Genomic DNA, 12092 nt, shown 5'->3' with positions numbered 1-12092 from the left:
TTCTCGCTTCTCGCTCCTCGCTTTGGCTCTTGCGGGCAGGAGCCCGCGCTTTCCACGGGGCCCCTCGGGAGCGACGGGAGGCCGTGGATCAGCCCGAAGGGGCGCCGGCAGGGAGGCCGGCGATGTTCGTGACAGTGCAGGGATGCACTGTCCACGAACACCCGCGGACTCACGCGGACCCTCTGCGCAGGGATGCGCAGGGGGCGCGGACGCGGGGTGGCCTTTCTCTTGCCTACTTCTCTTGACTCCGGGCTTCCTGCCCTCCGCCCCTCCGGGGCCGCCTTCGGCGTTCGCGCCGCTCCTGCGGCGCAGTGGCCACGCAAAGAGAAGTAGGTCGGGCCGGCCGAAGGACGGACCGAAAGCTCTTGCTCTTCGCTCTCGACCACAAAGGGAAACCGAGGCGAGCGTGGAGCTCATGGTGGGCCAGGGCCCACCCTATGACTGCACCGAGGTCGGGCAGCCCGCAGGGCTGACCGAAAGCTCTTGCTCGTGCTTTTCGCTCGGAGCGACGAAAGCGCTGGCGCCACATCAGCCATGAGCCAAGTCACAACGCACGGCAAGGCACGAAGCAAACGCTTCGCCCAGCCCCCTCCCCAACCCCTCCCCCGCGGGGAGAGGGGCCAACGCGCATCGGCTGACGCAGATCAGCGCGCTCCCCGCGCGCCACGGGCATCCTGCGCCCATGAACACCCTCACGCTCCCCGCCGATCTCGCCCGCACCCTGTCGGCCGCGCCGCATCGGCTGCTGTTCTTCGTCGGTGCGGCCAATGTGCTGGCCGCCATGGCCTGGTGGACCCTGTGGCTGATGAACCCTGCCGCCCTGCCCGCAGGCAGCGTGCCGGCTGGCTGGATGCACGCCTTCATCCTGCAGTACCAGGTGCTGCCGAGCTTCTTCTTCGGCTTCCTGATCACCGTGTTCCCCCGCTGGATGGGCCTGCCCGAACTCGGTCGCTGGCACTACGTGCCGGTGGGTCTGGGCATGATCAGCGGTCAACTGCTGTGCCTCGCCTCGATGTTCAGCGGCAGCGGCCTGCTGCTGCACCTCGGCGTGGTCAACACGCTCGCGGGCTGGGCCGCGGGGCTCACGGTACTGGGCAGCGTGCTGCTGCGTGATCGCCAGACCACCTGGCATGCGACCAGCTGCTTCGCGGCGCTGGTGATCGGCTTCGCCGGCCTGCTGTGCTTCGCCGTCTACCTGCACACCGGCGACGCGCGGCTGGCCTATGTGGTGATCAAGCTCGGCAGCTTCGGCCTGCTGCTGCCGGTGTATGCGACGGTAGCGCACCGGATGTTCCCCTTTTTCGCCGCCAACGTGGTGCCGGGCTATGCGCCCTGGCGGCCGCTGTGGCTGCTGGCGGCGCAGTGGCCGCTGTGGCTGGCGCATCTGGCGCTGGAGCTGGTGCACGGCCACGTCTGGCTGTGGCTGGTCGATCTGCCGCTGTTCGCGCTCGCAGCCCTGAGCGTCTGGCGCTGGTGGCCGCGCGGGCCGATGCCCGGCCTGCTGCGGGTGCTGTTCGTCGGCTATGCCTGGCTGCCGGTCGCGATGGCCCTGTACGCCGCGCAGAGCCTGTGGATGTTCTGGACCGGCGAGTTCGCGCTCGGCCGCGCGCCGGTGCACGCGCTGTCGATCGGCCTGTTCGGCAGCCTGCTGGTGGCGATGGTGACGCGGGTGACGCAGGGCCATTCGGGTCGGCCGCTGGTGCTGGGCAGGGTCGCCCTGTTCGCCTTCATCGGCATGCAGGCGGTCGCCGTGCTGCGGGTGGTCGGCGAGCTGGTGGCATCGCCGATGGACTGGTATCGCGCGGCGGCGCTGGGCTGGCTGCTGGTGTTCCTGCCCTGGGTCGCACGCTCGCTATGGATCTACCTGCGGCCGCGCGCGGATGGCCGGCCCGGCTGAGGCGGCCGCATCATCCAATTCCACCTGCGCGCATAGGGTGGGCCCTGGCCCAGCATGGACTCCGCTTCCACCTCATCCTTTCCATTCGGCAGGCAGAAGAAGCCTCAGGCCCGCACGCCAGCACGGCACTCCGAATCCCCAATCCCGAATCCAAAATCCCGGCTCCAGATGCTCGAACTCTACCCACAGATCAAAGCCGCCCACATCGGCCTCGTGCTGCTCAGCGGCAGCCTGTTCGCCCTGCGCGGCCTGCTGGTGCTGCTGGGCCAGCGCTGGGCCAATGCCGCGGCCGTGCGCTATCTGAGCTACACCATCGACTCGGCGCTCTTGACCGCAGCGCTGATGCTGCTGGTGGTGCTGAAGCTGAACCCGTTCACCACGCCCTGGCTCGCCACCAAGCTGGTGCTGCTGGTGCTCTACATCGTGCTCGGGGTCATGGCGCTGGGGCGCGCGCGAACCGCGGCGCAGCGCTGGGCCTGGTATCTCGCCGCGCTGGCCACTTTCGGCTTCATGTACACGGTGGCGCGGGCGCACCAGCCCTGGGGCGTGTTCAGCGCCTGGCTCGGCTAATCGGATCCACCTGCCACTGCCATCGCCTGGAAGCGTGCACGGCAGGCGGTGCCAAGGCCGCTACCGCGCGCCCAGCAACCGCCGGTGCTCGACCATCAGGCAGCGGTCCTGCACCACGTCGATGCCGGCGGTACGCAGCTGCGCGGCAAAAACCTCGTCACGGATGCCGGACTGCAGCCAGACGCCGCGCGGACCGGCAGCGATGAGGTCGTCGCGGTGGGCGGCAAGATCCTGCGGGCGACGGAACACGCAGACCAGATCGATGCGCCCGGGAACCTCCTGCAGGCGGCGGTACACCGGCTGCCCCAGGATCCGGGTGGCCTCGGGGTAGTACACCGGCACCGGAACGATCTCGAGGCCCGCGCGCTGCAGGGCTTCGGGCACGTAATAGGCGGGCTGTGCGGAGGCGGCTTCAGTCTTGATGCCGAGCACGGCGATGCGGTGCATGCCGCGCAGCCAGGCCTGCAGTTCGCGGTCATCGGGAGACTCCGACAGCCTGTTCATGCGGTCTCCCAGGCCAGTTCGGCCTGCGGGCCGGGCGGTCGGGCGATCAGCACACGCTGGCGGCCCTGCTGTTTGGCGGCGTACAGGGCCTGGTCGGCGCGTCCGAGCAGGCTGTCGAAGCCGCCGTCGCCGGCCTCCAGTCCGGCGACGCCCGCCGAGAAGCTGAGTTCGATCCGCTGGCCCTGCCAATCGAGGGGCTCGTCATGGAGTGCGCGCTGCAGTCGGCTGAGTCGCTCGGCCACCGCCTCTGGCGTGCTGCCGCACGACAGCAGGCAGAACTCTTCGCCGCCGGCGCGCGCCGGCAGGTCGTGCTCGGCGCAAAGCGCGCGCAAGCGGTCGGCGAGATGCACGAGGGCGAAATCGCCGACGGCGTGGCCGAAGCGGTCGTTGAGCCGCTTGAAGTGGTCAACGTCGAGAATCGTGAGCGTGAGCCTGCCACCTCGCTCACGCGTCTGGCGGATGGCCAGCTGCGCCGCATCGACGAGGCTGCGGCGGTTCGGCAGCCCGGTGAGGAAATCCGTGGAGGCCGCCGATTCCCAGCCGAGGCGCACGCGCTCCGAGCACATCGCGAAGAATGCGCTGGTTCCAACCAATGGCAGCGCGCACATCAGCAGCAGCTGCAGCACCAGGGGGCCCTGGCCGATTTCGACCAGGGCGGACACCTGCGGCGGCTCGAAGATCACGTAGACCGCCCGCACCGCGACAGCGAATGCAAGCGTGGCGAGGGCCAGACGCAGCACGCGGCGGCTGACTCGGGGTGCCAGCGGCGTGTCCATGCTGAGCAGGCGCAGGCCCATCAACAGCAGCACGGCCAGCCCCAGCGAAGTGAACAGGATGCGCGTCGCGAGCCCGCCGTCGAGCACCGTGGCGCCCACGATGCCAAGACCGCAGGCGAGGCCAGGCAGGGCCTGCGGCCAGTGGAAGCGGAGGCCGTTGAAACGTCGCAGCGCATGGACGTAAAGGCTCATGCCCGCCAGCGCCGCCAAGTGGGGGAAGGCGGCCAGCACCGCGACCGGCAGGATGTCAGCGAGCGCGGCTTCGTAGGCGAAGACCAGCCCTCCCAGCCACTGCAGGGCGATGCCCAGACCCCAGCTGCGCGCACTCGGCCTCAGCGCATCGGCTAGGCTGGGTAGCAGCAGAGCGAACGCGGCGGCGTTCAACAGCACCAGCAGCAGGGAGACCTGCAGCAGGGTCCGGGCATCCAGGGTCAGCCAGTCGAGCATGGGCCGCGGCCAAAGGGGGGCGCCCGCATTCTAGGCGCGGGCCCGGGGCTGGGCGAGTCGCGGGCGCGAGCCCGCAGCCTCAGCGCCCGCGCAGCCCGGGGCGGCTGTCGCTGGCGTCGGCGCCCGGCTCGGTCTCGCCGCGCAGCACGCGGCCGATGACCTCCAGGGTGCGCTCGACCGCGCCGCGCTCGTGGCCAACGGTGCGCTTGCAGGCCTCACCCATCTGCATCCGCCGCGCTGGATCGGCCAGCAGGGCCTGCAGCGTGCGCGAGAGGTCTTCCGAATCGACCACACGCAGGGCGGCACCCTGCTCAAGCAGCAGATCGGTCACTTCCTCGAAGTTGAAGGTGTGCGGCCCCACGACCACGGGCACGCCCAGCGCCGCGGGTTCCAGCACGTTGTGGCCGCCGATCGCCTCCAGCGAGCCGGCGACGAAGGCGACATCGGCGCAGGCGATGAAGTTGACCAGCTCGCCCAGGGTGTCGATGACGAAGCACTGGCTGTGCGCATCGGGCTCGTCGTCCTCGCTGCGGGTGCGGGTGGCGAAGCCATAGCTGCGGCAGAGCTGGACCATCGGCTTGAAGCGCTCGGGATGGCGCGGCGCAACCAGCAGCAGGGCGTCGGGAAAGCGGTTCAGCAGGCGCGAGTGGGCTTCGATCACCGCATGCTCCTCGCCTTCGTGGGTGCTGGCGGCGATCCATACCGGGCGCTGCGCGCCCCAGCGCAGGCGGGCTTCGGCGGCGGCGGTGAACAGCTCGGGCTTCACCTGCAGGTCGAACTTGAGGTTGCCGACCACGCGCAGGCGATCCGGACGCGCGCCGAGGCTGAGGAAGCGGTCGGCATCCTGCTGCGACTGCGCGGCGACAAAGCGCGCGCTGCGGATCGCCGCGCGGATGATCGGCCGCACCGGCCCGTAGCCGCGCAGGGACTTGTCGGACAGGCGGGCGTTGGCGACCACCACCGGGATGCCGGCGGCCTCGCAGGACAGGAACAGGTTGGGCCAGATCTCGGTCTCCATCACCACCGCCAGCTGCGGGCGGGTGGCGGCGAGGAAGCGTCGCACCGAGCCCGGCAGGTCATAGGGCAGGTAGACGTGGAAAACGTCATCCCCCCAGAGCTGGCGCACGCGGTCCGAGCCGGTGGGCGTCACCGTGGTCAGCACGAAGGGCAGGTTGGCATAGCGGCGACGCAGGGCTTCCACCAGCGGCGCCGCGGCGTTGACCTCACCCACCGACACCGCATGCACCCAGATGCTGCGTTCGAAGCCCGGCGGCTTGAAATGGCCAAAACGCTCGCGCCAGCGTGCGTGGTAGCCGGGCATGCGCAGCCCGCGCGCCAGCAGCCGATAGAAGATCAGCGGCGTCAGCAGGTACATGGCGAGCGTGTAGAGCAGGCGCATGGCGCGCATGAGGTCCTGGCCTCAAGGCCGCGGGCGGGGCGCGGCAGGATAGCAGGGGGTGGCGGGCACCCGGCCTCCGGCGGGGCCATGCCTTGTCGAAAGCGCGCGGCGGCTCACGCTTGGTGAAGTGCCTGTGAAGGCGCGCGCTGTTATCCTCGCCCTCGCAGCCGGAATCCGTGGGGGAGCCCGGTCGGCGACGCCAGTCAGCGTCCGCCAGCGCCAGCGCAGGGACCATTGCCGCATCGATCACCTTGCTCGCGTTCTGCGACGCCTGCCCCTGGGCAGTGCCGCGGATCTGGCGTCTGCGCGTGCAGTTCGCACGATTGCCACTGCTGCATCACTGGGGCCGGGACCGCCCGGTCGGGGGAGAAAAACACATGCGATTCTGGATTCCAGGCCTGCTGCTGCTTCCGTTGGTCAGCTATGCCGCAGAGGACGGCAAGCGCTGTCAGGTTTCGTTCGATGCGGCGACGCTCGATGTCTGCACGGGCGACTTGAAGCTCGCCCATGAGGCCCTGCGCTCCTTGGGCAATGCCGACGCGAACTCGCCGTTCCGCATCGTCAAGTTCGATGCGCCGATCCGCGCCGCGCAGCGCCGCGCGCTGCAGGCGCAGGGCGTGCAGATTCTTGGCTATGCCCCGCACTACGCCTACCTCGTGCGGATGGACACGACCACCGAGGCCCGCGTCAAGGCGCTGCCCGGCGTGCTTTGGACTGGCGCTTATCTGCCGGTGTGGAAGCTCGACATCAACCTCGCCAACGACATCGCCAACACCTTGGCTGGCGGCAAAGGCGTGTCGATCTCGACCGAGGCCGGCGTCGAAGAGCTGAGCATTGCCCTGCATCCGGGGATCGACAGCACGCGCAGCCGCAGTGCCCTGCTCTCGACCCCTGGCCTGTCCTACAAGCTGACCGAACAGGGCTTCGACCACGAGCGCATCGTGGTGGGCTTCGAGCGCAGCGCGCTGGCTGACGCCGTGCAGGCGCTGGCGCTGAATCCGGAAGTCGCCACGGTCAGCCTGCGCTGGCCCAACGAGCTGATGAACTCACAGGCCGGCTGGCTGCACCAGAGCGGCCAACAGACGCCGGTGGCGGGCTCGATGCCGGCCTTCGAGAACGGGCTGTTCGGCTGCGGCCAGATCGTTGCCGCCGCCGATTCCGGCCTGCACGCGACACATTGCTCGTTCGCCGACGCGACCTTCGGCCAACCGGTCACCTCGATCTGCGCCTCCGGCGCCGGCTGCCCGAGCATCACCCCCGACTTCAACCACCGCAAGATCGGCGCCCACTACAAGTGGGACGGCAGCACCACGGGCGCGCCGGCCGACGGCCACGGCCACGGCACCCACGTCATGGCCACGATTACCGGCAACAATCCGGCAACCGGCGCGGTGGACTGCGACACCCGCACCAGCCCCGGCGGCCTGACCGATCTCGACGGCACGGCGCCGGGCGCCAAGCTGATCTCGCAGGAAATGGGCGCCAGCCTGCAGTACCTGAACAGCGGCGGCGGAACGATCTTCCACGCCGCGGCGACGGCCTATGCCAACGGCGCGCGCACCCACAACAACTCCTGGGGCTCGTCCTGCCGAAACTCGCTGGGCGCGTGCATCGCCGACTGCCAGGTCGAGTACCGCGCCACCACCCGCGATGCCGATGCGGTGGTCTGGGAGCATCCGCAGCTGGCAGTGCTGGTCGCCGCCGGCAACAGCGGCGGCCTGGGCGGCAGGGCGGGCTGCGGCCCCGGCGCTGACGTCGGCGCGGCCGGCAACGCCAAGAACGTGTTCTCGATCGGCAGCAACGACCGCGGGACCGGCGGTGACGCGATGTCGGACTTCTCTTCGCGCGGCCCGACTCAGGACCGCCGCCTCAAGCCGGACATGACCGCCCAGGGCGGCAGCATCGTCTCCGCCTCGCGCACCGCCTGTGGCACCGCCACCATGAGCGGCACCTCGATGGCGACGCCCACCGCCGCCGGCCTCTCGGCCCTGGTGCGCGAGTACCTGCAGCGCGGCTTCTACCCGAGCGGCATCGAGAACCCCGACCACGCCCTGCCGACGCCCTCGGCCGCCCTGATCAAGGCGATCATGATCAACGGCGCGCAGGAGATCACCGGCACCGGCACGACCGGTGGCGCGCCCAGCCAATCGCAGGGCTGGGGCCGGATCAACCTCGACCGCAGCCTGTACTTCCACGAGGACGCGCGCGGCCTTTGGCTGGACGATCAGACTGCTGGCCTGGAAACCGGCGATGTCTACACCGAAATGCTGGCGGTCGAAGCCGGCGCACCGCTGATCGTCACCCTGGTGTGGCATGACGCGCCGGCCCTGGTGAACGCCAACCCGCATGGCGTCAACCAGCTGCGTCTTGAGGTCGAAACCCCGGACGGTCAGATCTGGACGCAGAAGCTGCCGGCCGGCGGCGGCCTGACCAATCCCAATCCGGTCGCGGATACCAGCACCGTCGACTATGACGATCGCAACAACGTGCACAACATCGAGCTGCCGACGCCCGCCACCGGCAGCTATGTCGTACGCGTGCGCGGCATCCAGGTCGCCCAGGGTCCGCAGCCCTTCGCGCTGTCCGCCACCGGCAAGCTGCTGGGCCTGACCGAGCCGGACTTCATCCTCGGCACCAGCGGTGCCAGTGCTGGCATCTGCGCGGGCGAGCCCATCAATCTCAGCATCGGCGCCACCGCTTTCGAGGGCTTCAGCGACCCGCTGACGCTCAGCCACTCGACGCTTCCGGCGGGTCTCACCGGCAGCTTCTCGGTCAACCCGCTGACCCCGGCGACGCCAGCCGCCACCAGCACGCTGGCGATCGGAAACACCGGCAGCCTGCCTTCCGGCACCTTCAGCTTCGACATCACCGCGGCGTCCAACGGTCCGGGCTTCCCCGCCTCGACCAAGACCCGCACAGTGAACGTGCCGGTCGATGCGGCCGCGCCGGTCGCGGTCGGCTTGGCGGCTCCCGCCCAGGGCGCCGTCGACCAGCCGCTGCGTCCCAGCCTCAGCTGGGATGCCATTCCCGGCGCCACCAGCTACCGGATTGAAGTGGCCGACAACGCCCAGTTCACCAGCCCGATCGTCGACACCACGGTGCCCGGCACCAGCCTGACCCTGTTCGATGCGCTGGCCGCGAACACCGAGTACTTCTGGCGTGTGTCGGCGACCAATCGCTGCGGTGCCGGTGAACTCTCCAGCGTGCGCAGCTTCACCACCAGCAACCTGATCTGCAGCGAGCCGGGCCTCAACATCCCGGACAACAACGCCACCGGCGCCACCGACACGCTCAATGTCGTCAACACCGGCGCGCTCGATGGCCTACGCCTCGGACTGAAGATCAACCACACCTGGATGGGTGACCTGCGGGTCTGGCTGAGCAAGGACGACACCACGGTCGAGCTGGTCAATCGCCCCGGCGTGCCCGCATCCACCAACGGGTGCAACGGTGACAACATGGACATCGTCCTCGCCGATGGCTCCGCCCTCAGCGTCCAGTCCAACTGTGCGAATGCCAACCCCGCCTATACGCCGGGTGCCGAGTACAGTCCGGCCAATCCCCTGGCGGCATTCACCGGCACCGAGCTCAGCGGCGCCTGGTCGCTGCGGGTCAGCGACAATGCCGGTGCCGACACCGGCCAAGTGGTCAGCTGGTGCCTGCTGCCGGCCGCCGCCTCGCAAACGCCCGAAATCTTCAAGCACGGGTTCGAGTCGACGCCGTAAGGGAAGCACTTCCAGTCAGGAGGTGGTTTCGTCTGGAGGCCGGATGCGCATGCATCCGGCCTCTTCGTTTGCGCTGCGCGCGACTCGGCACTGTGGGACCTGTCGCGCACCGGCAAGCGCGGTCCGCGGATCGAACACGTCCCTGCGCCAGTGAAAGCCGCCCTGCACGCCGGAGTGAATCGCGCGGGGGCAGCATCAAGCCCCTCGGACATCGACGTCTGGGGTAGGCGGACGCATCAGACATGCGCGAGCGGGGCAGCGCGATTGAGCGCGAGGGCGCGCACGCGCCGGCCCAGGGCGTGTGCCCTTGGCTGGATGTGCCAGCTCGGCTGTTCACCGCGGTCCGCACCTCACCGCCGCGGACGCCCACGCCTGCCGCGAACAGGGGTATCGGCTCAGAACGGCAGCTGCAGCCCCGGGTCCACCGCCAGCAGCTGCGAGCGGAAAGCCTCCTGGATGCGCGCCAGCGCCACCTCGTTGTCGGCATCGAAGCGCAGCACCAGGCAGGGCGTGGTGTTCGAGCAGCGCACCAGGCCCCAGCCGTCGGGCCAGTCGGCGCGGATGCCGTCGATGGTGGCGAGCTTCGCGCCCTCGAATTTGGCGCGCTGCGCGAACTTGTCCATGTAGGCGTAGTGCGCGCCTTCTTCCATCTTGACCTTGAGCTCGGGCGTGGACACGCCCTTGGGCAGCTCGGCGAAGACCTCGGTGGGCTCGCGGCCGTCGGCGGCGAGGATCTCCAGCAGGCGCGCGGCCGAGTAGATGCCGTCGTCGAAGCCGAACCAGCGCTCGCGGAAGAAGAAATGACCGCTCATCTCGCCGGCCAGTTCGGCCTCGGTCTCGCGCATCTTGGCCTTGATCAGCGAGTGCCCGGTCTTCCACATGATCGGGCTGCCGCCGTTGCGCAGCACATGCCCGGCCAGATGCCCGGTGCACTTGACGTCGTAGATGATCGCAGCCCCCGGGTTGCGGCTCAGCACGTCCTGGGCGAACAGCATCAGCAGGCGGTCAGGGAAGATGTTCTCGCCCTCGGCCGAGACCACGCCCAGGCGATCGCCGTCGCCGTCGAAGGCGATGCCGAGATCGAAGCCCAGGCGCTTCACCATCATCGTGAGGTCGCGCAGGTTGTCGGGTTCCGACGGGTCGGGATGGTGGTTCGGGAAGTTGCCGTCGACATCGCAGTACAGCGGCTCGACCTCGCAGCCAATGGCCTCGAGCACCGCCGGCGCGATCACCCCGGCGACGCCGTTGCCGCAGTCCACGACCACGCGCAGGCGGCGCTCCAGCTGCACATCGCCGCTGATCCGCGAGACGTAGTCGTCAAGGATGTCGAACTGCTGCAGGCCGCCGTTGCCGCCGTCGCTGAGCCGGCCTTCGGCGATCCGCGCGTACAGGTCCTGGATGGCGCCACCGTGCAGGGTCTCGCCGCCGACCACGATCTTGAAGCCGTTGTAGTCCGGCGGATTGTGGCTGCCGGTCAGCGCAATACAGCACCCTGTGTTGAGCTGGAAGGCGCCGAAGTAGACGACCGGGGTCGGTGCCAGGCCGATGTCGATGACATCACGACCGGCCGCTCGCAGGCCGCTGATCAGGGCTTCGGACAGGGCGGGACCGGACAGGCGGCCGTCGCGGCCGACCACGATCTCGCGCAGCCCCTGCTCGGCCATCAGGCTGCCCACGGCCTGGCCGATCAGCCGGGCCACGCCCTCATCAAGGCTCTGCCCGACCACGCCGCGGATGTCGTAGGCGCGGAAGATCGAACGGTCGACGTTGACCTGGGCCCGCGGCTTGGGCGCAGTGGCGGAGGTCGCGGCCGGGCCTGGCTTGGCCTCGGCCTTCGGCTGCTGGGCCAGGGTCTGGGCAAAGGTCGGCTCGTCGGCGCGCACCGGCGCGGCGTGGAAGTTCGGGTCGCGGCGCAGCTGCCAGACCAGCAGGATGCCCAGCAGGATGGCGATCGCACCCAGGCCCATCTGCATCATCGGGTCGTAGGGGATCAGGGTCACCACGGGCGGGGTGGCGATGCCCATCAGCAGACCGCTGCCATCAATCGGCACGGCCCGCGCTTCCTCCGCCAACCGCGCGTTGCCGCTGCTGACCAGCACGCTGGCATCGGTGCGCAGGTCGAGGTAGCCGCCCGGCAGGTCGGCATTGCGCACGATGTCGATATAGGACTGCACCGGGAACTCGGCGAGGATCACGCCCAGCACCCGTCCGTCGTCAATCGAGGGCGCGGCGATGCCCATGACGATCGCAGTGCCGCGACCGATGGGGCCGACCACCGGGCCACTGCCGGCACGCGCACGGTTGAGCAGTTGCAGGCGGCTGAAGCCGAAGCCGGCGATGTCCTGCTCGAACACCTCGTCGAGCTTGGGGCTGTAGGCCGACAGGCTGGGGGCATCGTTCCAAACTCGTACGGCGCGCTCTTTGGCCGACTCCAGCGCACCCGCGGCGAGATCGGCGCGCAGGTAGGGGTCGCTGACGGCGCGCTCGATGCGGCGCGTGCGCGCCGCGATGTCATCGCTGATGGTGCTGGCAAGGCTCTCGCGCAGGGTTTCGAGCCGCGGGCCGGCGCGTTCGCTCTGCCACGCCAGCACACCCTGCCAGATGATCAGCAGGCCGCCGACCAGGGCCAGCAGGGCAATCACGAAATACGCAGGCCGCCGCAGCGCCAGCACTTCGGGCGGCAACTGCTTGGCTTCTTTCTGCTTCTTCCTGCGCTTGGCCATCGCCGAGATCTTCCCCTACGCCCCCGGGCATCTTCGCCCGCACTACCCACG

7 protein-coding genes are annotated in these 12092 nt (G+C 69.5%); 3 read left to right on the top strand and 4 right to left on the bottom strand.

The annotated features are described in order from the left end of the window. Positions 1-682 precede the first annotated feature (682 nt). The gene (locus BLP83_RS15240) at positions 683-1897 is read left to right on the top strand and encodes an NnrS family protein (RefSeq protein ID WP_091244688.1); all 1215 of its coding nucleotides are present in this window, start codon (positions 683-685) and stop codon (positions 1895-1897) included. A 168-nt stretch (positions 1898-2065) separates the two neighbouring features. Then, a complete protein-coding gene (locus tag BLP83_RS15235) occupies positions 2066-2467 on the top strand; it encodes a SirB2 family protein (protein ID WP_091244685.1) in 402 nt (133 codons plus the stop codon). Between the two features lie 60 nt (positions 2468-2527). Here BLP83_RS15235 and BLP83_RS15230 read toward each other — a convergent pair whose 3' ends face one another. The 3 genes from BLP83_RS15230 to waaA all read right to left on the bottom strand — a co-directional run bounded on the left by BLP83_RS15230 (position 2528) and on the right by waaA (position 5602). Continuing rightward, a complete protein-coding gene (locus tag BLP83_RS15230) occupies positions 2528-2971 on the bottom strand; it encodes a CoA-binding protein (protein WP_091244682.1) in 444 nt (147 codons plus the stop codon). Continuing rightward, positions 2968-4194 (bottom strand): GGDEF domain-containing protein, encoded by a 1227-nt coding sequence (locus BLP83_RS15225; RefSeq protein ID WP_091244679.1) that lies wholly within the window; start codon positions 4192-4194, stop codon positions 2968-2970. The genes BLP83_RS15230 and BLP83_RS15225 overlap by 4 nt, the downstream gene beginning before the upstream one ends. Positions 4195-4273: 79 nt before the next feature. Then, positions 4274-5602: a lipid IV(A) 3-deoxy-D-manno-octulosonic acid transferase gene (gene waaA / locus BLP83_RS15220; protein WP_342670449.1), complete on the bottom strand. Its 1329-nt coding sequence runs from the start codon at positions 5600-5602 to the stop codon at positions 4274-4276. Positions 5603-5970: 368 nt separating this feature from the next. On the opposite strand from waaA, the gene BLP83_RS15215 reads away from it, so the two are divergent. Further along, complete coding sequence (locus BLP83_RS15215) at positions 5971-9318, top strand: S8 family serine peptidase (RefSeq protein ID WP_091244673.1); 3348 nt, start codon at positions 5971-5973, stop codon at positions 9316-9318. Between the two features lie 395 nt (positions 9319-9713). On the opposite strand, the gene BLP83_RS19290 is transcribed toward BLP83_RS15215, so the two are convergent. After that, positions 9714-12041 (bottom strand): phosphomannomutase/phosphoglucomutase, encoded by a 2328-nt coding sequence (locus tag BLP83_RS19290; RefSeq protein ID WP_091244671.1) that lies wholly within the window; start codon positions 12039-12041, stop codon positions 9714-9716. Positions 12042-12092 lie beyond the last annotated feature (51 nt).

The organism is Aquimonas voraii, assembly GCF_900101825.1.
In the GTDB taxonomy this organism is placed as follows: Bacteria; Pseudomonadota; Gammaproteobacteria; order Xanthomonadales; family Xanthomonadaceae; genus Aquimonas; species Aquimonas voraii.
Note: the sequence above shows the minus strand (reverse complement) of the source record. Positions and strands in the feature narration are given on the sequence as shown.